Genomic DNA, 24,889 nt, shown 5'->3' with positions numbered 1-24,889 from the left:
TCAACGGTGCTTTCGGGATCGGCGGCGCACAGGGGACGTCTCCGCGAAGACATACAGACAAAGCCGACGATCACGCCTTTCTGTGACTGTTTAAACACTCACCGCTGTCACGCCTCGATAATGCAGCGAAGGCCACCCTTCAGGCAAGTCATTCCTATAAGAAAGTCTTTCCTCCAGGGAGGATGGCATTTCCTTGCCCCGTCCTGAGCACTACGCTCCCCACGAGGAAGGAGGTGACCATGCCCGTCGAACCCACGCCGCGACGCCGACGCCTGGGCGCGGAACTCAGACGCATCCGTGAGGCCCTCGGCTGGACCCAGGAGGAGGCGGCAGGCCACCTCGGCTACCAGTCCCTCTCGACGGTCAGCAAGATCGAAAACGGACTGCAGGGGCTCAGGATCCAGCAGCTTCCGCACTTCTTCGAGGTCTTCGGCATCACCGACACCGCTCTGAAAGAAGAACTTCGCGACCTCGTACGCAGAGCCGGTGAAGCCGACTGGTGGCAGCGCTACGAAGGCGTGGTCGACGACCCGCTCGGCGACTATCTCTCCCAGGTGGAGAGCGCCGACGCCCTGTTCGTCTTCAACCCCCTCGCCGTCCACGGCCTTCTCCAGACCCCGGACTACGCCCGCGCGGTGACCGAGGGCAGCAGAGTCTGGAAGACGCCGGAGGACATTGACCGCTTTGTGGCACTGCGGCTGGAGCATCAGCGCACCATGCTGGAGCGCCGACCTCCACTGAAGATCTGGGTCGTGCTTCCAGAGGGCCTGCTGCGTCAGGAAGTCGGCGGACGGGCCTGCATGCGTGCCCAGATCGAGCACCTGACACATCTCGCCCGCACCAACCCCGCCGTCACGATCCAGGTCCTGCCGTTCTCCGCCGGAGCCCACGCGGGAATGGACGGCCCGTTCATGCTCATGTCGTTTCCCACTGGTCGCGACCTTGTGTGCATCGAGTCCCTGCGCGCCTCCCTGCACCTGAACGACCCCGAGACCGTCGAGCTCTACCGCACCACCAGCGACCTGCTGAAGTCCGACGCACTCTCCCCGAAGGCATCGATACCGCTCCTCACCGCGATCGCCAAGGACCCCTCATGAACAAGACCACCCTCGACCCCGACTGGATCGAAACCCAGCTTCGCGACGTCTGCTGGCACACCAGCAGCCTTAGCAGTGGCGGCACCAACTGCGTCCAAATCGCCTTCCTGGACCAGGGCATCGTGGCCCTGCGCGACTCCAAGAACCCGGAGAAAGCTCCGCACCTGTTCACCGACGCCGAGTACGACGCCTTCACCGGAGGCATCGAACGCGGGGAACTCCGACGTCCTTGAACGTGACCGGTCGTTGCCCGTGATCCGGCGTTCTAACCGCGAGAAGGGCTCCAGCCGGAGAAGCCCTCGACGGCCGGCCCCTCACCGTGGACGGGCGTGTCAGAGAAGGTCGCGTACGTGTTGGATGAACGTGAACCACTGGCCCGGCCGGGTTCCTTTGTACCCGTTGTGCTCCAAGGCCAACTTCAGGGTCTTCTTGAGTGGGTGCGGTGACCGCATGATGGCTTCGTTTCGCTGAGCCAGCCTGGTCATTTCCGCTGGAGCAGGTGGCCGGTTGCTCTTCTGGCCGTTGCACCACGCGTGTGTGGGGGCCAGGTTCCAGACCGCGTCCAGGTCCGGTGCCGCGCCCCCGCCTCCGGGGCGGAGAAGCCTCATGAACGAGTAAGGGAACACGTGGTCGACGGCGATGACGTCGATGCCCGGGGTGATGGGTTCCGCGCAGATCATGCAGAGACCCTGCTGGAAGCCGATGACCGCGTCCGTGACGCCGGTGACCGATCGGCGGCGCCGCCTGTCGGTGATCTGCAGGGTGGTCATGTCCACGGCGACACCCTCATCGATCAGGCTGCGGCCGATCCCGGCGGCGAAGGACGTCTCCACGATGCTCCAGCGGGCTGACAGCTCGCCCCGCAGGGTCGGAGCCTGCTCTGACCGGGCGATATCGCTGAGTTCCTTGCTCAGCCGGACGACCTGTTCGTGGGAACGGCCCGTCACCTCGTAGAAGCGGTGCGGCACCTCCGCTCCTTCGCCACGCAGGTTGTGGAACTTCCGCATCACCATCCTGGGCATGGAGTCGACAGCCGCCGCCAGTAGTTCTTCGGTGGGGCTCCCGAGCCTGAGTGACTCCGCGGCCTCTCGCTCGGCCACCGAGAGGAAGTCCTTCTCTCCCCGTTCGCCCTTCTGGGATACCTGTGGCGCCTGGCCGAGATGCCGTACCAGCCCCATCGCGTACGGCGCCGCCAGATCCCGGAGCAGGAGCTCCGACCGGCCTTCGGCTGCGGCGTCCAGGAGGGCGGCACCGAGGGCGAACTTGTAGGTACGGCTGTTCGCCCCTATCAGCACGGCCATGCGCCACGAGGAGCGTGGGCTCCGCTCCCAGTGAGAGAAATCCATCCGCCGCCGCCCTTGGTGTGTATTTGCCGAAATACAGGCTATTTTCACCGCTCGTGTAGGGAAGCGCGCACGGAGGAGGAGGCCGGTAGTCTCTGGGCTTTCCGAAGGAAGCCGTACGTGCGCGAAGGGGCGGTCTGAGGTGGGGAAACTCGTGCGGGACAGGATTCCGGAGATCATTCGTGAGGGTGGCGGGGAACCGGCGGTGACCGTTCTCGGGGACGCCGAGTATCGCGAGGCTCTGCTGGAGAAGCTGTTCGAGGAGGCGGCGGAACTGCGCGAGGCTCCGGCGGCCGGGGTGGCGGAGGAGATCGCCGACGTGCTCGAAGTGCTACGGGCCGTCGCCCATGTCCACGGATACGAGTGGTGGGACATCGAGAAGGTCGCGGAGGTCAAACGCGCCGAGCGGGGTGCGTTCTCCGGGCGGATCCACCTCGGGTGAAGGGTGAGCCGGGGGCGGGAAACGGGGCGCCGGGGCTGGGCTGTCACCTGCCCGGCGGGGTGGTTCGCAACACGTAGTGGGCGTCGGGGAGGTTCTCCTCGTTGTCGCCGCCGTCTCCCAGCGCCACCAGGGCGAAGCCGTGCCGTTCGTAGAAGCGGCGGGCGCCGGTGTTCTGCTGGAACACGTGCAGGTCGAGCGGGCCGGGCCGTACCTTCCTGGTCTGGGCGAGCAGGGCCGAGCCGATGCCGTGGCCCTGGGCCTCCGGCGCGACGTACAGGTGTTCCAGCCACCGGTCGTCCAGTGCGGCGAACCCGGCGACCTGGCCGTGTCGTTCGGCCACCCATGTCTCGTGGTGGGCGACCACGACTCCGGCGATCCAGGCCCTGGTCTCCCTGTCGGTGTGCAGGCGCGGCAGGTAGGTCATCTGACCACGCGCGGCCAGGAAGACGTCCGCGATCCGCTCCACGTCGCCGTGCCATGCCCGGCGTACGAGGGGCAGCGCGTCGTGTGCCATGAGTTCGGCCATCTTGTGCAGCCGAAGGAAACAGGGGAACGCCTCGGAGACGGGCGAACGGTGATCGAACCGTACGGCACGCAGGTCGGCCAGGCAGGACCGCAGGATGTCCCGATGGCCGGGATGCAGGGCTCCGCGCCGGCGCAGGTAGGTCTGTACACAGTCCGCGACGGTCGAGCCCAGCGTGACCAGGGATGGTACCTCCGGAAAGGGCAGCCGCTGGTGCTGGGTCCACAGGGTCTGGACCGTTCGGTGCATGGCCTCGTGTGCGTCAGGGCCCGGCCAGCGCCAGCCGTGCCGGTATCGGTACTCGCCGGCGGACAGTGTGCGGCGATCGCGTTTCTCGCTCGTACGGCGCAGCGCGAACGCCGCCATCTCCGCCAGCCGGGCTTTCCGGCTGGTCTCCAGGATGTCCAGCGCGCGGAGCAGGGCGGTCTCGTCCTTCCGTAACCGTCCGGCGCGGCTGTTGAGGTAGTCCCAGGTCGCGTTGTATCCAACGGGCATGTATCGCTCGACCGCGCATCTGAGGGAGACGTAGCGCAGGCCGTACGGCAGATCCTGGTTCCGGACCTGGCGCGCGTAGGTACCGAAGCTCATGATGCCGCTCGGACGACTTCGCGGGCGTTCACCTTCTCGAACATCGTCATACAGTGACATGTTTGGATATGAACGAACCATCGGATATCGCGGCACCCTTTGATGTCAGCCCAGGCCGAGCGGCTGGCGTGGCCGTAGGGCGCGGGCGCGCAGCGCGGCCTCGTCGGGTGGCCGGTGCGGCAGCGGGAAGGCGCCGAGTACGGGGACGATGGGCTCACGCGGCTGTGCGGCGGTGGCCCGGCATGGTTCGGCTCTGCTGGTCGCGCGGCCGGGTCCGGGTCTCCAGGCGTTGGCCCACGGTCAGCCGGTGGCGATCGCGTCGAAGCGTGACGCGTCGGTGGCGTGTCCCCAGCGGCGGCACTCCCAGGCCAGGCGCCGGGCGCGGAGTCGTAGCGCGATGGGGGCGCGGTCGGCGGAACGTGGGTGGCCTGCCGATCGAACTCCCCTCCCGAGCGGGGCGTCGGCGCGCAGGACCTCCTCGGCGGACGAGGGGTCACCGGTCAACACCCGAAGGAGAGCGCGGCGCACGTAGCCGAAGTCGTCGTCGGGACAGCGCGCGATGTGCTCCTCGGTCGCCGCGCGCGCGTCGTCCAGCCGACCCTGCGTCAGAAGCAACTCGACGCGCAGGGCGGCGGGAGGAGGCCGAGCAACCGCCGGTCAACGCTCCAGCCGGTCTCGTCACGCACGGTGTCCTCGATCCGCTCACCCAGCACCTCGCGCAGCGAAACCTCCAGCCAGTCGTGGTACCACGCGCCGAACGACTCGGCCTGCGGGGCGAGCGCCTCGCCGGCGCATGTCCAGTCGCCCCAAAAATGGGTGGCCGGCGAGAGCGGCGTGCTTCTACGCTCGACAACCATGACCTTCGAGTGGGCTCCGCTGACCAAGGACGACGTCGGGGCGTGGGCGGAGCTGCTGGTGGCGATCGGCGAGGTGGACCAGGTCGGGGGGAGGGAGACCGCGGACGCCCTCGCCGAGGATCTCGCCAACCCGCTGCTCGACCCCGTCGAGGGCACGCTGGGGGCGTGGGAGTCCGGCCGGCTGGTCGCGTACGGGATGACCATGTCCCGGTCCGCGGCCGAGCCGATCCATCAGATGAGCCTGTGGGGTGGGGTGCACCCGGAGTACCGGCGCAGGGGGCTGGGGGGCCGTCTGCTGGAGTGGGCGATCGGCAACACCCCCGTGCTGCACGAGCGCCGCTTTCCCGGGCAGCCGCTCGAACTCCACATCGAGGTGGACAGCCGCAACGAGGGCCTGCGGGCGCTGGTCGCCAGGGCGGGGATGAAGCCGGTCCGGTGGTTCTACGAGATGAACCTCGACCTGGGCGCCGAACTGCCGGAGGTCTCGCCGCCGGAGGGGGTGGAGGTCATCACCTACCGGGACGATCTGGAGGATGCCGCCAGAGAGGTGCGCAACCGCTCGTTCGTCGACCACTGGGGGAGTGTCCAGCACACCCCGGAGTCCTGGCGGAGCACCATCGTCGGGGTGCGGGCGTTCCGGCCGGAGGGGTCCTTCGTCGCGCTGGACGCGTCGGGGGAGTGCGTGGGCATCCTGCTCACCCACTACTTCGAGGCCGACACCGCGGCGACCGGGGTCCGTGAGGCGTGGATCCAGATCATCGGCACCCTGCGCGAGTGGCGGGGGCGCGGGGTGGCGAGCGCGCTGCTCGCGCACGCGCTGGGCGAGTTCCGCGCGCAGGGGTACGACACGGCGGGGCTGGAGGTGGACGCGGACAACCCGACCGGGGCCCTCGGCCTCTACACCCGTGCCGGGTTCGAGATCGCGCGCCGTGCGGCCTACCACGGGCTCCCGCTGGTTCCCTCGACGGCGTGACGACCGCCGTCGAGGAACGTCCGGTGGACCGGTGGCGTCCGGTGGACCGGTGGCCAGGTGGATCGGGGACGCCGGGGGCCGAACGTCCCGGCGGACGGTGGCGCCGGCGAGGCCGCGTCAGTGCCTGCGCTTCCTGCCGCGGCCACTGGGGCGGCCGCGCGAGCCCGGTGCCGGGCCGGGCACGAGGCGGAGCCGGGCGCTCCTGGCAAGCATCGGCTCGTACACCAGCACGCGCAGTTCCTCCAGGGCCGCTCTCGCGGGATGCCCCGAGTCCAGCACCTCCGCGACGAACTCGGACGCGTTCCTGCCCGCCGACTCGCGGAGCTGCTCCACGACGGCCTCGGGACCGCCCAGCTCCAGCAGAATGATCAAACTCTCGGCGAGGAGCAGCGGGTGCTCGTCGGCGGTGAGATCCTCGGGGCTCAGCTCTCCCGCCTCCAGGAGTGCGGTCAGGACGAGGGGTCCCAGCGCCGAGTCGCGCCGGAGCCTCGCCTGCGTCGACCGGCCGTCGGGGAGCGCCTCCACCAGGGTGGAGAGCATGGCGGAGGCGCGGGTACGGAAGGGGCAGGCGCGTACGGCCTCCAGAAGCGGCTCGACGTCACCTCCGTGCGCCGCCAGCCAGCCCTCGAGCTCTGCCGTGGCCGTCTCCCGGGTGTAGTGCTGGGCGAGCACCCCCAGCAGTTCGCCCGGCTCGGCGTCCGCCAGCTCCCCGAGCAGCGGGGCGTCCCGCCCGTCGGCGAGCAGCCGCTCCCGTACGGCTCGGATGCCCAGGGGCGTCAGCCGTACCAGCGGGCCCGGCTCCGCCAGGCGCGACAGGAGCCGGGCGCACGCCTCGGGCGGCAGCGGCAGGTCGTCCTCGGTGAGCTCGCCGATCCCCTCGACGATGCCGGGACGCAGGTCGCTGGAGTACAGCTCGTCGGCCATGCCGTGGCTCGTCTCGACGGCACCGAGGCGGGAGAGGGCGTCGAGCACCGCGAGCAGGTCCTTGTCGACCTGACGGCGCCAGACGTCCTGACGGACACCGTTCTCCTCGGGGTCGAGGAGGAAGTACGCCTGGCAGGCCAGCCATACGGTCTCCTGCAGCCGGGCCACGGGGATCGGGGCCGGCAGGCTGTACATCGTGTTCAGCACGTCGGGCAGCAGCTCGTCGAACGCCGTGACGAACATCGAGGGGCGAGACCACCCGGAGGTGGGCGCGCAGATCGCGGCGCCCAGCTCGAAGGCCGCCTCGAACGCGCGCCCCCACAGCTTCTCGGGGTCGCGCAGGAGCGGGGCGGCCTTGGCCACCGGGACCAGGCGCTCCTTGCGCACCCGCACCAGGCCCGCCTTCTTCGCCCACGCGAGCAGGAGGCTCACCCGGGGCAGCTCGGCGGAGCCGCGCACCCGAAGGTCCCGCTCCCCGGTGCCCAGCAGCTCCGCCAGCTCGCGGGCGTCGGCCGGCCGCAGGTTTCCGGTCTTGGTGAGGGGCCGCCCGTCCGTCCCTACCCAGCCGGGCAGGGCGGCCAGCTGCCGTACGATCTCGCTCCGGGCGGCCTCGGCGGCGAGTTCGGCGGCGGGAGGGAGGGCGACGGGACACTGGGGGAAGGCTCGCTCGTCGTCGGGTCCCTCACCGGCGAACTCGGCCTCGAGAAGCCTGTCGAGCACGTCGGCGTCGAACCGTATCCGGCCCGCGTCGACATCGCGCCGGAATCCGGCCACGGCCCTTTCGTCGTCGAGGACGACGCCGTTGTCGAGGGCGGTCTGCGTCCAGAACTTCCCGACGCCCTGCCGGGCCGGGTCGGCCAGCGCCGCCGGATACTCCGCCGCGGCCTCGGCCACGGCCGCCTCCAGCTCCGCGAGGGAGGCGCCCCGAGGGTCGCGCAGGCCGGACGCGGTGAGGTAGCGCAGGAGCGTCAGCAGGCTTTCCGGCGCGGTGTCGAGGACCTCCCGCTCGGCCACGAGGTGCCGGGGAATCCATTCCAGGAGGAAACGCCGCACCTGTCGCGCGTCCCAGCAGGCCAGCCGCCCGTCACGGCTGTGGTGCCGCGCGTTCAGAGCCGCCGCCAGCATCGCCTCGTCGGCCCGCGTGCCGTGCTCGCCCGCCCAGGCGAGGCAGCGGCGAATCAGCAGGCCCTTCGCCGACTCGAACTTCTCGGTCTCCTCCGGATCGAAAAGCGTTCGCACCGTGAACCCCCACGCTCATATCGCCGGACCAGGTCGAACTGCTCTTTCCCGGCCGCTCTCGCCGTCCGTGTCATGTCCCGGCCGTCCCTTTCCGCAGGGACGGCGTGTGCGGGTCGGCGGCCAGGAGCTCGTTGAGGACGGGCTCCTCCTCGACACGCACGGATCCATCGTGACAGCAGCGCCGTCGGCGCGGGGGCTGACCGAGCCCGTAGGGGCGTCACGAATCCCGTCGCTCGCGCCCTATCTTTCGCACCTTCACCTCTGTGTTCTATAGTTCTTTGGAATATTGGCTCAAAGGGATGGAGCGTGCGATGTCGTACCCGGAGGCGCTTTACCTGGGCGAGGCGGGCGAGAGCAGCGGGAGCTTCCGGCCGGCGAGCGCGGGTCCGGATCTGACGATCGGCGGGACGGCGGTGCACTATCTGGGCACCGGTGCCTCGACGGGCGGGCAGTTCGGCCTGTACCGCTGGGAGATGGGGCCGAAGCCGTCCGGTCCGGCGCCCCATTTCCACCGGACGATCTCCGAGTCCTTCTTCGTCCTGTCCGGGACGGTGCGGCTGTTCGACGGGCGGAGCCAGATCGACGCGACGGAGGGTGACTTCCTGCACGTCCCGGCGGGCGGGGTGCACAGCTTCCGCAACGAGTCAGGCGAGCCGGCCTCGATGCTCCTGCTCTTCGCCCCCGGGGCACCGCGCGAGGCGTACTTCGAGGAACTCGGCGCGATCGTGGCCGAGGGACGTCGGCTCAGCGACGCGGAGTGGACGGATCTCTACCTCCGCCACGACCAGTACATGGTCTGACGTCATGGCGGAGTTTCGCGAGGAACCGATCTACCGGCAGCTGGCGCGGATCGGGAAGACGCTGGCCAGCCCGGTGCGGCTCAGGCTGCTCGACGTGCTCGACCAGCGGGAACGCACCGTCGAGCAGCTGTCCGAGGCGGCCGGCGTCCCGCTGAAGAACACCTCGGCCCAGCTGCAGCAGCTCCGCGCCGCCCACCTGGTGACGAGCCGCAGGGACGGTACGCGGATCTACTACCGGCTGGCCGACGAGCGGGTCTCCCGGTTCCTGGGCGAGCTGCAGGACTTCGCCGGGGAAAGGCTCGCCGACCTGCGGGAGGCGGTGTCCGAACACCTCGGCGACCTCGCGGCGCTGGAGCCGGTGACCGCCGGCGAGCTCGCGGCGCGTGTCGCCGACCCCGGATCCGGCATCGTGATCGTCGACGTCCGTCCCGCGGCCGACCACGCCCGCGGTCATGTGCCGGGGGCGCTGTCGGTGCCCCTGGCCGAGCTGCGCGATCGTCTCGACGAGCTCCCCCGGGACGCCGAGATCGTGGCCTACTGCGGCGGACCCTACTGCGCGGTCTCTCCGGAGGCCGTGCGGCTGCTGCGCGAGCGAGGTTTTCACGCGCGCCCGCTGGACGGCGGGCTCGTTCGCTGGCGGCGTACGGGCAACCGGCTGCAGGCCGGTTCCACCCCCGTGACCCTGTGACGAGTCGGTGGACCTGCGACAAGGCCACGGACTCGTCGCAGGTCCCGGCTCCGTGACGGGTCCGCGGCCGAATTGTCGGAGTGGATCACTACTGTTCGCGGCATGTCCACCCCCCACCCGCACGCTGCCTCGCCGGCCGGGACGAAGGTCCCCGTTCCCGGCGAACTCCCTCCCACCTCCCGCCGCGAAGAGCCCGGCCGCCGCGAAGAGGCCGGCGCATGACCGCCTGGGAGGAGATCCGCGGGCTCATCGACCGCCGGGACGCCGACGCCGTCGCGGCCCGGATCGCCGGGCTGGACGAGGAGGCGCGCAAGGAGGTCGCCGGCCGTCTTCCCGGACACCTGAAGACGCTGCGCGGCCGGCGCGAATCCTGGGAGGGGCTCGACGACCACGCCGAGGCGCTCCGCGCCGCCGGGGCCGGGGTCCTTCCCGGGGCGGCCGCCGTGGCGACCTGGCTGAACCGCCGGGACTTCACCTCCCGCTGGAGCCCGCCGTACGAGGACACCGAGCGGATCATGACGATTCTCGCGGCCCGGCCGGCGGAGTGGCGGGCCGACCTGGCGGGGCGGCTCGTGCTGAGGCTCCGGACATGGGAGGACCGCGGCCTGGAACTGGCGCTCGCCCTGCTCCGCGCGACCGGGACCGAGGTGCCGGACCACGACCCGGTGGTCGCCGGATGGGCGAGCGCGGCCGGCGCCCTGCCCGCTCCGCACGAGGATCCGCTCTTCGACGTCATGCTTCCCCGCCTCTTCGAGGCCCAGGGCGTGGGGCGGGTCCTGCAGTGGGAGAGCGATCCGGCCCGGTCGCTGCTGGGTGCCCTGCGCACCCTGGCCGCCCGGGACGTGACGAGACGGCGGGAGCTGCTCCAGGGATGCGTCAGGCGGTTCCTGCTGGGGGGTTCGGTGACGGAACTGCGGTTCTTCGTCCGCCTGCACGAGGCCCTGGAGCCCGCGCCGCACGAGATCGAGCCGCAGGCCCGTGACTACCTGCGGCTGCTGCCCGCGGCCCCCGGGCCGGTCGCCGAGCTGGCGCTGCGGCACCTGCGCGGGCTCGACGGGCTCGACCCCCTCGACCTGCTGGAGGGCTGGGAGTCGGTGCTCTTCCGGCCCGAGCGCAAGCTCGTCCGCGCCGGGCTCACCTGGCTGGACCAGCGGGTACGGCTCTCGCCCGGCCTCGCGACCTCGATCGCCGGACCGCTGGCGCTCGCGCTCGCCGCAGACTCCGCCGAGCTGCAGGAAAGGGCGCTGACGTTCGCGATCAAGCACGCGGACCTGATGGGCGACGAGGGCCGTGCCGTCATCCGCGGCGCGCTCGGCGCGCTCCCGCCCGACCTCGGACGGCGTGCCTTCGCGGTCTTCGGCGGCGAGGAGCCGGCCGGGACCGGACCGCGGGACGGGTTCGATCCGCCCGCGCTCCCTCGGCCCGACGCCCCGCGGCGGATGCCGGAACCGATCGGTTCCGTGGCCGAGATGGTGCCCCTGCTGGACGACTCCGGCGACTGGCAGGCGTGGGAGCGGCTGCTCGCCGGTTTCGTCATCCTCGTGCATCAGGATCGGGAGGGTACGGCCGCCGCGTTCAAGCCCAGCCTGATCGGAAGGTACGAGTACCTGTACGGAGAAAACGACTACTGGGACCGGGCCGAGCGCTGGAAGCGGGTCGACCACTGGCTGATCGGCGCCGTGTACTCCCTCATCGGCATCGCGCCGGAGCGGGGCATCTGGAAGACCAGGCTCCCCAGCACCCGGTATCTCTGCCCGCCGCACCTGCTCCTGCTGCACCGGGCCGCCGAGATCCAGAGGGCCGTGGAGGAGGACGTCGTCCCGCCCCTGCTGCTGGCCACCCCCACCCTCACGACCGGGCACGTGGAGGCGGCCGAGCTGGTGACGAGGCTGGAGGTCATCGAGGCCGCCGGGGCGAAGCCGCTCGCCGCGGACCTGCAGCAGGCGCTCCTGCGGCTGCCGAGAGAGCGGGACGGGGAGGCGGCCGAACGCGCCGGCCGGCTCTCCTCGGCGGCCGGTCGCCTGGTCGCCCGATGGCTGTCCGGCGCCCGGCTCGCCGACCCGGTGGTGGAGATGGGCTGGGCCCACTCGGAATACGGGCATGGGGAGGCGAAGCCCGTCCCGTCGCTGCGCGCGCCGGCCACCGGGCTGCCCCTCGTCGACCGGATGTTCGTCGACCCCCCGCGGTATGGCGACAGAGTCCAGCCGAGCTGGTGGCCGTCGATGTTCCCGTCCCACCGCGAGGTGGCCGCCGCCTACCTGTCACATTGGCTCCGGCACGACCAGTGGCACCACATGGCGGTACGACCGGGCCAGCTGCGCGAGCTCGCCCGGCTCGACGGGCCGCCGGGAGCCGCCGTGGCGCTCGTCCTCGCCCGCCTGCTGGGAAACCCGGACACGCCGGAGGCCGTCGACATCCTGCTGACGATGGCGGGTCGCGGTGACCTGCCGGCCGCCGAACTCGGCGGGCAGGCGGCGGCGCTGGTCGGATACGACCAGATCAAGCTCGTCCACCTGACGGCGGCCCTGGAGTCGGCGGCCCGCCAGGGCGCCCACGAGGAGGTGTGGACGGCGGTCGCCGCGGCGTTGCCGTCGCTCCTGCCCCGGGCCGGTGACCGGCCGCGCCACGGGCTGACCGGGTTCGTGGAGCTGGCCGCCACCACGGCGGCGTGGTGTCGCGCCCGCGGGGCGATCCCCGAGATCGAGGCCATGGCGGCGCGCAGGGGATCGAGCGGCCTGCTCCGTGAGGCGCGCCGCCTGCACGGGCTGTTGACGGCGAAGGAAGGCTGACCATGCGCTCGAAGTACGACGAGGAGCGCCGCCTGCGGCTGGCGATCGGCGACCTGGTCCGTGCCGCCGCGCCTCCCGGCTGGAGCGACGCCACGGTCCGTTGCGGCCAGGTCGGGGGATTCACCCGCGTCGTCGTGGACTGCGACGGGGCAGAGGTCGGCGTTCAGGGGCTGGAGGAGCAGGTCCGGCGACTCCGCGAGCTGGCCTATCGCGACGGCGAGGGCACGTGGTTCTCCTGCGAGCTGCGCTTCACGCCGGGGAGCAGGTCGTACCGGGGACACGTGGACGCCGAGGGGTTTCCCTTCCCCGACGGCACGGACATCCCCGACCTCGCGCCGCTGGAGGAACTGGCGGTGTTTCCCCGCGACACCGTTCCCGGCTGGCTGCGGGACGCCCTCCCGACCGAGGTCCCGACGGGGCTCCGCGAGCCCGAGGACTCCTGGCCTCACTTCGGCGATTCAGGCGTGCCACCGGATCCCGAGCCGGTCGTCTCCGGGGAGCCGGCCTACACGCCGATCGAGCACATGGTCGTCCGCGGTTCCGGATTCGGCGAGGAGCGCGAAGGGCCCACCGTCTTCCTGTACGGGGAGACCGGTGGCGGTGGTGACCACCTCCTCTTCCTCGGCGGAAAAGGTGGGGGAGAGCAGCCTTACTGGGTGGCCCGCGAGGGCATGCGGGGCACCGGGGGCGGCATCACCGCCTGCGTGCTCGACGACCGGCGCCTCGTCCTGCACCTCACCCCCAGGGCGGCGGACGACATGGAGACCGAGACCGTCCTCACCGTCGACCTGAACCTGACGCCCGCCGAGACGGAGCGGCTGCGGACCGTTCTCGGCGAGGTGTTCCACGGTGGATCGTCCGCCTGGATGCCCTCGCTCACCGGTTTCTGAGGTACCGGCCGGGCGCCTGTGCGGCGGAACGGGCGGGGTGTCCTCGAACGTGCCCGGCGGGCACCGGTCCTCTACCTCCGGTGCCTGCTCACCATCCCCGCCGCGAGGGGGGCGTTCGCGAAGTCGCCGGCCGCCACGCGGGCCGCGACGGTGCGGCGTACGAGGCGGTCGGCCAGGGAGGGGGCGTGCCTGCCGACCATCATCTCGACGCGCCCCCGGACGGTGGTCGCCACGTCGCGCGGGGCGCGGCGGGCGGTGACGGCGCGGACGATCGCGTCGACCACGCCCTCCACGGGTTCCGGCCTGGACACCGCGTCCAGGGACAGTCCCGCCTGCCGCGTACTGTCGTGGATCGGGCTGCGGACCATGCTCGGGTAGACCGTCGTCACGCCGACGTGCGTGCCGACCTCCAGCCGGAGCGCGTCGGCGTAGGCCGCGAGCGCGCGCTTGGAGACGCCGTACGCCGCCGCCAGCGGCAGTGGCAGGAGTGCCATCCGCGAGGCGATGAAGACCACCCGCCCGCGGGTGCGCACCAGGTGCGGCATGACCGTCGCCGTCACGCGCCAGGCGCCGAGGAGGTTCAGCCGCAGCTGCGCCTCGACCTCCTCGCCGGGAGCGAGCTCGGCCGGGGCGGGTCCGCCGCGCCCCGCGTTGTTGACCAGCAGGTCGATGCCGCCGAGCAGGGCCGCGGCCTCGGCCACCGCGGCGTCGACGGACTCCTGGGAGGTGATGTCGCACGCGATGATCGGGATGCCGGAGTCGTCGGGGCGGGCTGTGTCCACGATGTCCAGGCCGACCACGTGCGCGCCCCGGGCGGTGAACCGCGCGCTCATCGCCCTGCCGAAGGTGCCCGCCGCGCCGGTGACCAGGATCCGGCGCCCGGCCAGCGCGCGGGACGGGGCGGCGCGCAGCTCGCGGTCCATGACGCGGAGGTACTGGTCGACGTCGATCCGCATGTGGGGCCTGCGCCGCCCCCAGCGGCCGCGGGCGGCGTCGAGTTCGGCGAAGGCGATCCGCCGTGCGGTCCCGGGGTCGGGCAGCCGGTGGGTTCCCGCGCGTACGGCGGCCACGAGGCGGCTCTGCGCCTCGACGACGGGCAGCGCCGAGCCGGTCGACTGCATCAGCCCGACGTAGCTGATCGAGTCGTCGCCGATGGGAAAGACGTGGCGGTAGAGCAGCGCGCTCGCCGGGTCGGGCATCGTGGCGGCGTCCAGGAACGGTGTCACGGCCCGGTAGCCGGTGCACCAGACGATGTGGTCGACCTCGTCCACCTGGCCGTCGGCGAAATGGACCCGCGGGCCGTCCAGGCGCGCGACGCCCTGGCGGGCGAGCACCCTTCCCTCCGCGATCAGCCGGGGGACGGAGTCGCTCAGGGTGGGGTGGTCCTGGAGCACGCCCTCGCGGGGAGCGGGCAGGCGCGGCCCGGCGGGTCTCCTGTCGGCGACCCTGAGCACCGCCTGGGAGACCACCTGCCGCACCCGCCAGGGCAGCAGGGCCGCGAGGGCGCCGTTGAGCTGGTCGGAGGGGCGGCCCAGCAGCCGCTTGGGCAGCACCCAGACACCTCGCCTGGCCGACAGCAGCACGGCCGACGCGTGGCCGGCCAGCTCGGCGGCGATGTCCATCGCGGAGTTGCCGGTGCCCACGACGAGCACGCGCCTGCCGGCCAGTTCGGCGGGGGTGACGTAGTCGTGCGCGTGCGACTCGGTGCCGGTGAACGTCCCCGGGTACGGCGGCTCGGGGAGGCGGGGCTCGTGGTTGTGACCGTTGGCCACCACCAGGTGCTCCACCGTCTCGCGGTAGGGCCCCTCGGGGCCGGTCAGCTCCAGCTCCCAGCCGTCCCCGGTGCGCCGGGCCGATTCGAGCGTCGTGCCGAACCGGAAGTGCTCGCCGACCCCGAAGCGGTCGGCGTAGGAGCGCAGGTACTCGAGCATCTGGGCGCGGTCCGGGTAGTCGGGCCACTCGGCGGGCATCGGGAAGTCGGAGAACTCCGTGCGCGGCTTGCTCGTGTTGAGGCGAAGACCCTCGTAGGACGCGGTGTCGGCGTCCAGCCGCCACAGTCCGCCGAGGGAGGCGGCGCGCTCGACGCCGAGGACGGGCAGACCGGCCTCGACGAGGGCCTTGACCGCGGCTATGCCCGCCGCGCCGCCACCGACGACGGCGGTCACGCCACCACGACCCGGCGTTCCGCCGGCCGCTTCCCGGCCCGCTTCGCTTGCGCCCATCCGCTGCCTCCCATATTCCATCGGATGATGGAATTATCGGCCGTCGGAGGCGCCCGCGCCAGGGGCCGCGTGGAGCCGGTCGACGAAGCGGTGGGCGTAGGCGCGGAACTCACGCCTCTCGCGGTCCGCGGCCACCGCGTCGCCGCCGTGGGAGTTCAGGGCGCTCAGCGCGGTCACGTGGCCGTGGGCCGCCCAGACCAGGCTGCGCACGGTGACGTGCGGCGTCGGCTCGACGACGAGGCCGCGGGTGGCCGCCTCCAGCAGGGCGCGCTCGATCTCGCCGTAGATCGGCAGGGAGTACGCCTCGTCCAGGGACAGGTGGAGAGTGGGGTCCAGCCACCGCCGCAGCCACAGGAAGGTGGTCTGGGGATGCTCGTCGAGGAAGTCGACGAACGTGTCCACCAGGGCGTGCATCGCGCCCACGACGTCGCCAGGGGGGTCGGAGCGCACGGCGGCGAGGAAGGCGCGCACCGGCGGCGTGAGCGTCGCCTGCTCCAGCTCGAAGACGCGCGCGAAGCAGGCGTCGTACAGCGACGCCTTCGACGGGAAGTGGTGGTGCACGCTGGAGACGTCGATCCCGACCCGGGCGGCGATGTCGCGCATGGAGACACCGCCGGCCCCGTGCCGGGCGAAGAGGACCGTCGCCTCGGCGAGGATGCGGTCGGGCGTCGACGGCGCGGACGGCGCGGAACGGTCCCTGGGCGGGCGGCCCCTGCGGCGCGCCCGGGGCGCGGAGACGTCTTCCCCGCTCTCCTCGTTCTTCCTCATGCCGGACAGTCTGCCAGGATCGCCAGCCCTGACAATCCATCGGGAAATCGATTTACCTGGGCTGGGCGATCACAGGATCCGGGAGGACAGCGTGCTCCGGGGCGGCCCTCCCGAGTCCGGTGACCGCCGGTCCGGCGCGTCTCCCGCTCCCGGCCCGGTGGGGGCGCGTGTTCAGTCCGGCGCGGACGCGGCGGTGTCCGGTATGACGGCCGTGGACCTGATCTGATCGTGTGTGAGCGCGGTGCCGCTTTCGTGTTCGGCGGCGAAGCGCTCCTCGCCCAGCGCGTCACGGACCCGCGCGGTGATCCGGTCGATGTCGCCGCCCTCCACCCGGGTCAGGGGAACGGAGTTCGACGCGCGGGCCGCGGCGCCCGCGCCCAGGAGCCGGGCGGCGCGGTCGTGGTGTCCGGCGACGGCCAGGGCTCCGGCCAGGCCGTACACGGCGACCGTCATCTCCCGGGTCCCGCCGAGCCTGGCCGAGAGGTCCAGGGCCGAGAGGTGCAGGGTGAGGGCCGTCGCCGCGTCGCCGCGCTGCTCGGCGACGAAGCCGAGCTCGGCCACGATCATCGGCAGGTACGGCGGCGGCTCCTCGGCGCCGGGCGGGGTGCGGTCCAGCACGTCGCGCAGGTGGGTCTCCGCGATGTCGAGGCGGCCGGCCCTGCGCGCGGCGAAGGCCAGTCCCATCCGGGCGAAGACCTGCCCCGCCTGGTGGCCCTGCTCCACGTAGAGCCGCAGCGACCTCTCGCTCGACTCCGCCGCCCGCGCGTAGTCGCCGCGCTGCAGCGTGATCCAGCCCAGCCAGCCCAGCCGCCCGGCGAACTCCGTCCACAGCCCGAGTTCCTCGGCCAGGCGCATGCCGTCGCGCTGCAGCCGTTCGGCCCGGTCGAGGTCACCGGTCATCTCTGCCAGCGCGCCGAGCCAGCCGCCGGCCTCCAGCTGCCCCCAGCGCTCCCCGAGCTCGCCGAAGATCCGCGCGCTGCGCTCGCCGTCGCGCTCGAGCCCCTCCATGTCGCCGCGTACGTGCGCGAGCTTGGCCCGGAGCGCGAGGGCCGCGGCCGTTCCCCACCGGTCGCCGAGCGCCTCGAAGGAGGGGAGCGCCCGGTCCAGCAGGTCCGCGGCGGCGGACAGGTCGCCGAGGTCGAGCCCCGCGTAGGCGAGGATCCACCACGCCCTGGCACGCCCGCCGGGATCGTCCGCGTCCTCGTACGCCTCCAGGGCCGCCCGGCGGAGCTTCTCCCGGTCGGCGACCTCCACCTCACCCTGGAGGAACTCGACCGCGGTCTTCCAGGTGAGGGCCCTGGCCCGGAGCGCGGCGAACGAGCCGCCCCCGGAGCCGCCGGCGGTGTCCGGCTCAGGGTTCCCGGTCGTACCCGGTTCGCGGTCCCGGGGGACGGCGACCGGTGGTTCGCCGGCGACGGCCAGTGCCGCCGCCAGGGATCGGCGGGCCTCGGACAGCCGGCCGCGCAGGAACCAGTACCAGGCCATCGCGCCGGCGAGACGCAGCGCGCCGTCCGCGGCGCCGTTCCTGACGGCCGCGTTCAGCGCGGCGCGGAGGTTGGCGGCGTCGGCGTCGAGAAGCCGCAGCCAGCGCCGCTGGTCCGCCTCGTACAGGCGCGGCGCGGCTCGCTCGGCGAGGCCGGTGTAGTGGCGCAGGTGCCGCAGCCGCACCCGTTCGTACTCACCGGACCGCTGGAGACGCTCGACGCAGTACGCCGCCACCGATTCCAGCAACCGGTATCTCGGCCCGTCGGCACCGTCCACCATGACCACCAGCGACCGGTTCACCAGCCGCGCCACCAGGTCGAGCACGTCCGCGGCCGGAACGTCGTCCTGCGCGCAGACGGCCTCGGCGGCCTCCATGGTGCAGCCGTCGGCGTGCACGGCGAGGCGACGCAGGACGGCGCGCTCGGCGTCGGTCAGCAGATCCCAGCTCCAGTCGATCATCGCCGTCAGGGTCTGCTGGCGCGGCGGGACGCCCCGGTGCCCGGTGGCCAGCAGCCGGAACCGGTCGTCCAGGCGGGCGACGAGACCGTGCACCCCGAGGGCCGGCACCCTCGTCGCGGCCAGCTCCAGCGCCAGCGGGATGCCGTCCAGCCTGCGGCACAACGCCGCGACCGCCGGGGCGGTGTCCGCGTCGAGGGCGAATCCCCGGGCCCCCCGGGCCCCCCGGGTCGCTGCGGACGCGCGTGCCACGAACAGCCGTACGGAACCCGTCCGCTCCAGCGCGGGGATGTCGTCGGCGGTCCGGCCGGGGACCTCCAGTGGCGGGACGCTCCAGACCACCTCACCGGGCAGGGCGAGCGGCTCCTGGCTGGTCGCGAGGATCCGCAGCCCCGGGGCGGCGCGCAGCAGCAGCCCGGCCAGCTCGGCGACCGGCTCGACGACGTGCTCGCAGTTGTCCAGCACCAGCAGCAGCCGCCGGGGGCGCAGCGCCTCGGTGAGCCGGTCGGCGGCGGTCACCGGCCCCGCGGCGCCCGCGGTGTCCTGGACGTCCAGCACCGTCATGATCGTCTCGGCCAGCCGGTGGACCGCGTCCTCGTCGCCGGGGCGGTCGAGCGCGGCCAGCTCGACCAGCCAGACCCCGTCACGCACGCCGCCGGAGGGGACGTTGCCCGAGGAGGCGCCGCCCGAGGGGACACCGTCCGAGGAGGCGCCGGCGGAAGGGCGGGGGGCGGCGCCGGAGGGGGCCGCCTCCGGGCCGGTCAGGTGCCTGGCGACCTCGATCGCCAGGCGGGTCTTGCCCACGCCGCCGGGACCGGTGAGCGTCACCAGCCGCTCTGCCTCCACCAGGGCGCGGATCCCGGTGACGGCCTCCTCCCTGCCGATCAGGCTGGTGAGGGGCGCCGGGAGGTTGCCGCCGGGCCTGCCGGGGAGAACGCCGGGCGCGGCCAGCGCCGGATCCCGGGTGAGGACGGCCCGGTGCAGGGCGACCAGGTCGGTGCCCGGGTCCAGGCCCAGCTCGTCGGCGAGCAGCACGCGCAGTTCCTCGTAGCTGTCCAGCGCCTCGCTCTGCCGCCCGGACCGGTACAGGGCACGCATGTGGGCGGCGCGCAGCCGCTCCCTGAGGGGATGCGCCGCGAGCAGGTCGCCGAGTTCCCCGGCGAGCAGGACATGCTCGCCCAGCTCCAGCCGTACCTCCGCGCGGTCCTCCTGCGCGGTCAGCCGCCGCTCCTCCAGCCGCGCGATCGCGGGGCGCGCGAACGGCTCGTCACCGAAGTCGGCGAACGCGGGACCGCGCCACGACGCCAGCGCGTCGGCCAGCAGCGCGGCCCTGGCCGACGGGTCCCCGGCCAGGGCCGCCTCGTCGAGGAGGCGCAGGAAACCGGCGACGTCGGTGTCGGCCCTCATCACGTAGCCCGCGGGATGGCGGACGACCAGGTCCCGGCAGCCGGGTTCGGCGTCCTCCAGCACCCTGCGCAGCTGCGAGACCTTGGCCGACAGGGCGCCGGCCGGGTTGCCGGGCGGATCGTCGCCCCACAGGTCGTCGATCAGCCGGTCGGCGGGCACCGGACGCCCCTCGTGCACCAGGAGGTCGGCCAGCAGGGTGCGGACCTTCAGCCCGGGGATCGCCACCGGTTCGCCGGAGGTCGTCCACACGGCCAGTGGCCCAAGCACCCCGAAACGCATGAAGGCCACGATAACGTCGTGCGCTCGTCGTCATTACCGCGGATTCTCGCGCTCCCCGGTCCGGCCGTAAAACGACGGGAGCTTTTCCGTAAGAGGGGTGCGGCATCGTGGAACACGTCGAACCGGAGACGGACGCGAGGGAGGTACGGAGATGTCGCAGGACGACCGGCTGCGGCTGGCGGTCATCATCGGGAGCACCCGCGACGGCCGGTTCGGGCCCACCGTGGCGGGCTGGTTCACCGCCCGGGCCCGCAGGCGCGGCGATCTGGACGTCGACCTGATCGACCTGGCCGAGACCGGCCTGCCGCAGACCCTCAACGACCAGGAGGGGCCCGTCCCCGCCGAGGTGGCCGCCCTGGCACCGAGGCTGGCGGCCGCCGACGCCTTCGTCGTGGTCACCCCCGAGTACAACCGGAGCTTCCCGGCTCCGCTGAAGACCGCCATCGACTGGTACTACGAGGAGTGGCAGGCCAAGCCCGTCGCCTTCGTCGCCTACGGCAGGGACTCCGGCGGCCTGCACGCGGTCGACCAGCTCCGCCAGGTCTTCACCGAACTGCACGCCGTGGCCATCCGCGACGCCGTCACCCTTCCCCGCTACTGGGATCTCTTCGCCGCCGACGGCACCTGGCCCAGGGCCGGCGCGGAGTGCAACACCGCGGTGCGGACCACACTCGACCGGCTGACCTGGTGGGCCCGCGCCCTGCGCGACGCCCGGGCCAGGAACCCGTACGTCACCTGAGTCCCTTCCCCGCCCTCATCCGGACCATCCGGCCCCATCAACCCTCGACCACCACGAACGACACGGAGAAAACCATGCGCAAGATCATCGCCATGACCCACACCACGCTCGACGGCTACATCGACAACCCCCACCTGTGGTCCATGCCGTACTCGAACGAGGAGTCGGGAGCGTACGCCATGGACCTCACGCTCGGCTGCGACGCCCTGCTGCTGGGACGGGTCACCTACGTGGGCATGGCCCAGGCGTGGCCCGGCATGAGCAACCCCTACGCCGACCACGTGAACCGCATCGAGAAGTACGTGGTCTCCTCGACCCTGGAGAAGGCCGAGTGGGAGAACTCGACCATCATCCACGGTGACGACCTCGTCACCAAGGTGACCGAACTGAAGGGGCGGCCCGGCGGGAACATCATGATCTGGGGCTGTGGCCGGCTCACCGACGAGCTCATGGAGAACGGCCTGCTCGACGAGTACCGGCTCATGGTCTCCCCGGTCATCCTCGGCGAGGGGCAGCGGTTGTTCCGCGGGGAGAACGTCAAGGCGACCCTGGAGCTCGTGGACAACACGACGTTCGGCACCGGCCTCGTCGCCCTCGCCTACCGCCCGGTGAACGCGGCGGGCGGCCAGGCGAACGACGGCTGAGCGGCACGGCCGGGGTCCCGGGAGCGCGCGCCGCTCCCGGGACCCCGTGTTCCCGGGGTGCCCATCGCCCCACGATCTCGTCGCCTCCGGGGCGGGCGCGGACCGCTGTCGCCGAATGATGAATCGATCAAATGCACGGCCGCAAGAATTCAAGTCAATGCGTCGTCTTCTCCGGGCAATGTGATGCGAGCGTAGAACGGAACCCTGTTGTCTCGATGGAGGTTCCTGTGCTGTGGCGTTGGATGAGACACGCGATCGAGAACGACCCTCGAAAATTGTTCAGCCGACCCCCGGGGCGCGGGCGGTCCGTCCGTTCGCCCACGGCCGCGGTGGCCGTCGTGGCAGGGCTGGCGGTATGGGCGGCCACGGCCGTTCCGGTCGCGGCGACCGCGCAGCTTCAGAGGTTCGTCTATGTGGTCAACACGCAGTCGGACAGCGTGACGGTGATCGACGGCGCGACGAACGAGGTCACCGCCACCATCCCCGTCGGTCGCAATCCTCTCGAGGTGGCGATCTCCCCCAATGGCGCGCGCGCCTATGTGACCAGCCAGGGATCGGACACCGTTTCGGTGATCGACACCGCGACCGACAAAGTCATCGCCACCATCCCCGTCGAGGACCACCCGATGGGGGTCACGGTCTCCCCTCGCGGAACCCGTGTTTATGTGACCAACACGTGGTTGGGCGCCGTGATGGTGATCAACAGCGCGACCAACAAGGTCATCGCCACCGTCCCCGTCGGCCGGAATCCCTTCAGGATCGCGGTTATCCCCGACAGGGCCCGCGCCTATGTGACCAACCAGGGGTCCGGCACCGTGTCGGTGCTCGACACCGTGACCAACAAGGTCACCGCCACCATCCCCGTCGGAGACGGGCCTTTCGGGATGGCGGTCGTCCCCGGCAGGGCCCGCGCCTATGTGACCAACCAGGGGTCCGGCACCGTGTCGGTGCTCGACACCAGGACCGACAAGGTCACCGCCACCATCCCCGTCGGCCGGAATCCCTTCAGGGTCGCGGTCGCCTCCAGCCGCGCCCGTGCCTATGTGACCGATCTGAGTGCGGGCGTCGTGTCGGTGATCGACATCAGGACCGACAAGGTCACCGCCACCATCCCCGTCGGAGAAAGACCTTTCGGGATCGCGACCTCCACCGACGGCGCCCGCGCCTACGTGACCGATCTGAGTACGGGCGTCGTGTCGGTGATCGACACCATGACCGACAAGGTCACCGCCACCATCCCCGTCGGAGACGGGCCTTTCGGGGTCGCGACCGGATTCCGCCGGGTCCCGCGATCCTGATGACGGACGAGGTGAGCCGCCGGGAGCGATGCCGCCGGTCGCCGCACAGCCGATCACCCGTCTCTCGACGATCCGCTTCCCGCGGGCGGAGAGCTGTTTCCCCGGCCACGCTCTGACATGCCGCGCACGGCCGTCGCGGCCGGCACCGGAGGGCACCGGCTCCGGCGGGACGCGAGCCTTCCGGGAGCCGGTCCGGCGGCGAGTGCGACGCGAGCGCCCCCTCCCGCGGCCTCGAAGATCAGGACTGCGGGAGGGAGCGCTCATGGCCTCGAGGATCAGGGCTGTGGACCACGATCGCCTTCACCGGTCCAGTACGTCGGGATGCCACCCTGATCTCAGCTGTTTGACACAGAAAAGCGCTGTTTTTCCATGCGATCCCTGACTTTTCGCGATACGGGTTATCGCACGTTGTATGCCAGCGTATAGAGGCCGGAGCCACCGGAGGCGAACACGCGGTAGCGGTAGAAGCCGGCCGCGCCGGTGTACGTGATCTTCTCGTTGGGGGTCGATCCCTCGGAGGCGGCGACGGTGCCCCAACTCCGGCCGTTCCACTTCTGCAGGTAGAGGTCGAAGTCGGTGGTGTCGTTGGCGTTCAGGCAACCGGAGTGGACGGCGCCGGCGGTCGAGCGGTAGTAACGGCCGTTCGGCTGATAGGCGGACCTGTTCTCGCTCAGCGTGCCTTTGAAGGTGTTCGAGTAGCCGGTACAGATGTTCGCCCCCGCGTTCGGCGGGGCGGGTGAGGTGGGTGGGGCGGGTGAGGTGGGTGGGGTGGACGGGGTGACGGTGGTCAGCAGGGACAGACCGTAGGCGGCGAGGATCTCGCCGATCGGCTGGAAGTAGGTCACGCCACCCGAGGTGCAGTCCCCGGAGCCACCGGAGGTGACCCCCTGAGCCTGGTCGATGGAGATGAACGAGCCGCCGGAGTCGCCGGGCTCGGCACACACATTGGTCCGGGTCACCCCGGAGACGGTTCCCTGGGGGTAGGTGACGCTGGTGTAGAGCTGCTGGATGGTCCCGCAGTGCCAGCCGGTGGTCGAGCCGGACCGGCAGACCGAGGCTCCCTCGATGGCCGCCCTGGAACCGGAGACGCTCACCGTGCTGTTCGAGCCGTTGTCCACCGATGGTTTGAGGGTCCAGTTGTCGTTCACCGCGACCCAGGCGAAGTCCTTGCCCGGGAAGGTCGACCCCTGGAAGACCCCCAGCGGCGCCCGGTTGAAGCCGGTGGTGGCCTGCCCCTGGTTGCCGCAGTGGCCGGCGCTGACGAAGCCCTTCTGGGTCCCCTTGGTCACGGAGAACCCGACCGAGCAGCGGGACCCGACACCGACGTAGTAGGGGCTGCCGCCGAGCACGTCGTCAAGAAGCCGAGGGTTCTCGCCGGAGTGCACCGCCTGCACGACGCTCGTGCTCACACCGCTGGCCGCTATCTCATTCTCGGTGACCAAAGGATCCGAGGTAAGGATGACAATTCTGTTGCTCTTTGTATCGATATAACGCACTTTTTCATCGGCCGTGGACATCGCCGTGTTGGTTTTGTGCAGGGCCGCGTGAAGCTGCGAAAGCGACCGGGTGACCACCTCGCCCTGGGCGCCCTCGGCAATGATCTGAGGAAGATCGGCGGGATCGGTGGTGGCCACGGTAAGGATCTGCGCGTTGGTTCCGGCGAACCAGGAACCGCCGAAACGGTTACCGAGCCTTTTGCGGAGCCGCGCTTCGATCGGTGCCAGACGGGCTTCGTTGATCAGCCGGGCCCGGGCCTGCTCCTTGGTGATATGCAGATCGCGCTGAAGAGCCTCGACCATGCCCGGTGGTGGCAGTACCACGGCTGCGGGGTCTTCCGTCAAGGGCTGGGCGGCACTTGGAACGGCTGTCAGGGGAAGGGCGGTGATCGCCAGGACACATCCCATTATGGCGGTATGTCTGCGGGGCATCGGTCTCTCCTCGACCTCGGTTTCCGATAAGAGGGGGGAGAGTGCCTCGATCATGCGATGTGGGCAACGCCACCTTAATCCAACCGATGCCGGTCAGCGCCGTATAAGCCACAACCACGCGGAAGTGTCTATTTGTGAAGCCGGATTTTTCGGGACAGGCGGCTTATGGGATTAAACAATACGGCGAAATGAGATGAGAAGTGTTCGGTGAGCGTTTCCAAGCGCGGCCGGCGGTCAAGTGCCGAATACGGCCGTTGCCGGAAGTGGTCACGCGTCCCACCCCGGGTCCCGTAGCCGGCCACCGTGATCGGCTGTCACGGCGAGGCCGTGGTCGGTCGGGCGGTGTTCGACCGCCACCGCACCGGCTCGGCCGTCCGGGCGATCCGCGACGCCGCCCGCGCGATCACGATCGAGCCGCCCTGGGAGGCGGAGCGGACACAGGGCACCAGGCCGGGATCAACCACGGCCCAACCAGATCCAGCGGGACAGGGAGCCCCGGTTCGGAAGGGG

Annotated in this window: 22 protein-coding genes; 12 read left to right on the top strand and 10 right to left on the bottom strand. The window is 71.5% G+C overall.

What is annotated here, in order from left to right; genetic code table 11:
• Positions 1-239: 239 nt before the first annotated feature.
• A complete protein-coding gene (locus tag ACVCAG_RS18625; RefSeq protein WP_440084296.1) occupies positions 240-1,097 on the top strand; it encodes a Scr1 family TA system antitoxin-like transcriptional regulator in 858 nt (285 codons plus the stop codon).
• Positions 1,094-1,330, top strand: a complete 237-nt coding sequence (locus tag ACVCAG_RS18620) for a DUF397 domain-containing protein (RefSeq protein ID WP_440084297.1) — start codon at positions 1,094-1,096, stop codon at positions 1,328-1,330. Before ACVCAG_RS18625 ends, ACVCAG_RS18620 begins: the two co-directional genes overlap by 4 nt.
• A 99-nt stretch (positions 1,331-1,429) precedes the next feature.
• Here the strand turns inward: ACVCAG_RS18620 and ACVCAG_RS18615 are convergent, their stop codons facing one another.
• Entirely contained in the window at positions 1,430-2,398 is a 969-nt protein-coding gene (locus ACVCAG_RS18615) for a hypothetical protein (protein ID WP_440084298.1), read from the bottom strand.
• Positions 2,399-2,645: 247 nt separating this feature from the next.
• Here ACVCAG_RS18615 and ACVCAG_RS18610 point away from each other — a divergent pair, with 247 nt between their 5' ends.
• A complete protein-coding gene (locus tag ACVCAG_RS18610) occupies positions 2,646-2,882 on the top strand; it encodes a nucleoside triphosphate pyrophosphohydrolase (protein WP_440084299.1) in 237 nt (78 codons plus the stop codon).
• Between the two features lie 43 nt (positions 2,883-2,925).
• Here ACVCAG_RS18610 and ACVCAG_RS18605 read toward each other — a convergent pair whose 3' ends face one another.
• The 3 genes from ACVCAG_RS18605 to ACVCAG_RS18595 all read right to left on the bottom strand — a co-directional run bounded on the left by ACVCAG_RS18605 (position 2,926) and on the right by ACVCAG_RS18595 (position 4,850).
• The gene (locus ACVCAG_RS18605; protein ID WP_440084300.1) at positions 2,926-3,993 is read right to left on the bottom strand and encodes a GNAT family N-acetyltransferase; all 1,068 of its coding nucleotides are present in this window, start codon (positions 3,991-3,993) and stop codon (positions 2,926-2,928) included.
• Positions 3,994-4,293: 300 nt separating this feature from the next.
• Positions 4,294-4,608, bottom strand: a complete 315-nt coding sequence (locus ACVCAG_RS18600; RefSeq protein WP_440084301.1) for a hypothetical protein — start codon at positions 4,606-4,608, stop codon at positions 4,294-4,296.
• The gene (locus ACVCAG_RS18595; protein WP_440084302.1) at positions 4,599-4,850 is read right to left on the bottom strand and encodes a hypothetical protein; all 252 of its coding nucleotides are present in this window, start codon (positions 4,848-4,850) and stop codon (positions 4,599-4,601) included. The genes ACVCAG_RS18600 and ACVCAG_RS18595 overlap by 10 nt, the downstream gene beginning before the upstream one ends.
• On the opposite strand from ACVCAG_RS18595, the gene ACVCAG_RS18590 reads away from it, so the two are divergent.
• Positions 4,849-5,823 (top strand): GNAT family N-acetyltransferase, encoded by a 975-nt coding sequence (locus ACVCAG_RS18590; RefSeq protein ID WP_440084303.1) that lies wholly within the window; start codon positions 4,849-4,851, stop codon positions 5,821-5,823. The two genes, ACVCAG_RS18595 and ACVCAG_RS18590, sit on opposite strands and share 2 nt — an antisense overlap.
• A gap of 117 nt (positions 5,824-5,940) precedes the next feature.
• Here ACVCAG_RS18590 and ACVCAG_RS18585 read toward each other — a convergent pair whose 3' ends face one another.
• The gene (locus tag ACVCAG_RS18585; RefSeq protein ID WP_440084304.1) at positions 5,941-7,986 is read right to left on the bottom strand and encodes a hypothetical protein; all 2,046 of its coding nucleotides are present in this window, start codon (positions 7,984-7,986) and stop codon (positions 5,941-5,943) included.
• 311 nt (positions 7,987-8,297) lie between these two features.
• Between ACVCAG_RS18585 and ACVCAG_RS18580 the strand changes: the two genes are divergently transcribed.
• From ACVCAG_RS18580 to ACVCAG_RS18565, 4 genes are all read left to right on the top strand, one after another.
• The gene (locus tag ACVCAG_RS18580) at positions 8,298-8,786 is read left to right on the top strand and encodes a cupin domain-containing protein (RefSeq protein ID WP_440084305.1); all 489 of its coding nucleotides are present in this window, start codon (positions 8,298-8,300) and stop codon (positions 8,784-8,786) included.
• Between the two features lie 4 nt (positions 8,787-8,790).
• On the top strand, positions 8,791-9,474 hold the full coding sequence (locus ACVCAG_RS18575; protein ID WP_440084306.1) for a metalloregulator ArsR/SmtB family transcription factor: 684 nt from the start codon (positions 8,791-8,793) through the stop codon (positions 9,472-9,474).
• Positions 9,475-9,692: 218 nt separating this feature from the next.
• The gene (locus tag ACVCAG_RS18570; protein ID WP_440084307.1) at positions 9,693-12,263 is read left to right on the top strand and encodes a DUF7824 domain-containing protein; all 2,571 of its coding nucleotides are present in this window, start codon (positions 9,693-9,695) and stop codon (positions 12,261-12,263) included.
• Positions 12,264-12,265: 2 nt separating this feature from the next.
• Positions 12,266-13,153 carry a hypothetical protein gene (locus tag ACVCAG_RS18565; RefSeq protein ID WP_440084308.1) on the top strand — a complete coding sequence of 296 codons (888 nt, stop codon included), beginning with the start codon at positions 12,266-12,268 and terminating at the stop codon, positions 13,151-13,153.
• A gap of 71 nt (positions 13,154-13,224) precedes the next feature.
• Here the strand turns inward: ACVCAG_RS18565 and ACVCAG_RS18560 are convergent, their stop codons facing one another.
• The 3 genes from ACVCAG_RS18560 to ACVCAG_RS18550 form a co-directional block, all read right to left on the bottom strand.
• Entirely contained in the window at positions 13,225-15,318 is a 2,094-nt protein-coding gene (locus ACVCAG_RS18560) for an SDR family NAD(P)-dependent oxidoreductase (protein WP_440084309.1), read from the bottom strand.
• A gap of 90 nt (positions 15,319-15,408) precedes the next feature.
• Complete coding sequence (locus ACVCAG_RS18555) at positions 15,409-16,143, bottom strand: TetR family transcriptional regulator (RefSeq protein ID WP_440084310.1); 735 nt, start codon at positions 16,141-16,143, stop codon at positions 15,409-15,411.
• 171 nt (positions 16,144-16,314) lie between these two features.
• Complete coding sequence (locus tag ACVCAG_RS18550; protein WP_440084311.1) at positions 16,315-19,770, bottom strand: BTAD domain-containing putative transcriptional regulator; 3,456 nt, start codon at positions 19,768-19,770, stop codon at positions 16,315-16,317.
• Between the two features lie 151 nt (positions 19,771-19,921).
• Between ACVCAG_RS18550 and ACVCAG_RS18545 the strand changes: the two genes are divergently transcribed.
• The 3 genes from ACVCAG_RS18545 (at position 19,922) to ACVCAG_RS18535 (ending at position 22,451) form a co-directional block, all read left to right on the top strand.
• Positions 19,922-20,509, top strand: coding sequence for an NAD(P)H-dependent oxidoreductase (locus ACVCAG_RS18545; RefSeq protein ID WP_440084312.1), 588 nt, complete (start codon positions 19,922-19,924; stop codon positions 20,507-20,509).
• Between the two features lie 74 nt (positions 20,510-20,583).
• On the top strand, positions 20,584-21,153 hold the full coding sequence (locus tag ACVCAG_RS18540) for a dihydrofolate reductase family protein (protein WP_440084313.1): 570 nt from the start codon (positions 20,584-20,586) through the stop codon (positions 21,151-21,153).
• A 131-nt stretch (positions 21,154-21,284) separates the two neighbouring features.
• Entirely contained in the window at positions 21,285-22,451 is a 1,167-nt protein-coding gene (locus tag ACVCAG_RS18535; RefSeq protein ID WP_447190071.1) for a beta-propeller fold lactonase family protein, read from the top strand.
• A 398-nt stretch (positions 22,452-22,849) separates the two neighbouring features.
• Here ACVCAG_RS18535 and ACVCAG_RS18530 read toward each other — a convergent pair whose 3' ends face one another.
• Entirely contained in the window at positions 22,850-23,860 is a 1,011-nt protein-coding gene (locus tag ACVCAG_RS18530; protein ID WP_447190070.1) for a S1 family peptidase, read from the bottom strand.
• Between the two features lie 135 nt (positions 23,861-23,995).
• On the opposite strand from ACVCAG_RS18530, the gene ACVCAG_RS18525 reads away from it, so the two are divergent.
• A complete protein-coding gene (locus ACVCAG_RS18525) occupies positions 23,996-24,409 on the top strand; it encodes a hypothetical protein (RefSeq protein ID WP_440084316.1) in 414 nt (137 codons plus the stop codon).
• Positions 24,410-24,693: 284 nt separating this feature from the next.
• Here the strand turns inward: ACVCAG_RS18525 and ACVCAG_RS18520 are convergent, their stop codons facing one another.
• Positions 24,694-24,843 (bottom strand): hypothetical protein, encoded by a 150-nt coding sequence (locus ACVCAG_RS18520; protein WP_440084317.1) that lies wholly within the window; start codon positions 24,841-24,843, stop codon positions 24,694-24,696.
• Positions 24,844-24,889 lie beyond the last annotated feature (46 nt).

It is taken from the genome of Streptosporangium sp. G12 (genome assembly GCF_052983175.1).
The sequence above is the reverse complement of the archived record's forward strand: the minus strand, read 5'-3'. Positions and strand labels throughout refer to the sequence as shown.

What these genes read in the sequence shown, in the direction of transcription:
- ACVCAG_RS18550 (WP_440084311.1), bottom strand. Translation starts at nt 19,770, where the DNA reads ATGCGTTTCGGGGTGCTTGGGCCACTGGCCGTGTGGACGACCTCCGGC.
- ACVCAG_RS18595 (WP_440084302.1), bottom strand. Translation starts at nt 4,850, where the DNA reads ATGGTTGTCGAGCGTAGAAGCACGCCGCTCTCGCCGGCCACCCATTTT.
- ACVCAG_RS18620 (WP_440084297.1), top strand. Translation starts at nt 1,094, where the DNA reads ATGAACAAGACCACCCTCGACCCCGACTGGATCGAAACCCAGCTTCGC.
- ACVCAG_RS18580 (WP_440084305.1), top strand. Translation starts at nt 8,298, where the DNA reads ATGTCGTACCCGGAGGCGCTTTACCTGGGCGAGGCGGGCGAGAGCAGC.
- ACVCAG_RS18615 (WP_440084298.1), bottom strand. Translation starts at nt 2,398, where the DNA reads ATGGCCGTGCTGATAGGGGCGAACAGCCGTACCTACAAGTTCGCCCTC.
- ACVCAG_RS18605 (WP_440084300.1), bottom strand. Translation starts at nt 3,993, where the DNA reads ATGAGCTTCGGTACCTACGCGCGCCAGGTCCGGAACCAGGATCTGCCG.
- ACVCAG_RS18545 (WP_440084312.1), top strand. Translation starts at nt 19,922, where the DNA reads ATGTCGCAGGACGACCGGCTGCGGCTGGCGGTCATCATCGGGAGCACC.
- ACVCAG_RS18555 (WP_440084310.1), bottom strand. Translation starts at nt 16,143, where the DNA reads ATGAGGAAGAACGAGGAGAGCGGGGAAGACGTCTCCGCGCCCCGGGCG.
- ACVCAG_RS18625 (WP_440084296.1), top strand. Translation starts at nt 240, where the DNA reads ATGCCCGTCGAACCCACGCCGCGACGCCGACGCCTGGGCGCGGAACTC.
- ACVCAG_RS18535 (WP_447190071.1), top strand. Translation starts at nt 21,285, where the DNA reads ATGCACGGCCGCAAGAATTCAAGTCAATGCGTCGTCTTCTCCGGGCAA.
- ACVCAG_RS18590 (WP_440084303.1), top strand. Translation starts at nt 4,849, where the DNA reads ATGACCTTCGAGTGGGCTCCGCTGACCAAGGACGACGTCGGGGCGTGG.
- ACVCAG_RS18575 (WP_440084306.1), top strand. Translation starts at nt 8,791, where the DNA reads ATGGCGGAGTTTCGCGAGGAACCGATCTACCGGCAGCTGGCGCGGATC.
- ACVCAG_RS18540 (WP_440084313.1), top strand. Translation starts at nt 20,584, where the DNA reads ATGCGCAAGATCATCGCCATGACCCACACCACGCTCGACGGCTACATC.
- ACVCAG_RS18565 (WP_440084308.1), top strand. Translation starts at nt 12,266, where the DNA reads ATGCGCTCGAAGTACGACGAGGAGCGCCGCCTGCGGCTGGCGATCGGC.
- ACVCAG_RS18570 (WP_440084307.1), top strand. Translation starts at nt 9,693, where the DNA reads ATGACCGCCTGGGAGGAGATCCGCGGGCTCATCGACCGCCGGGACGCC.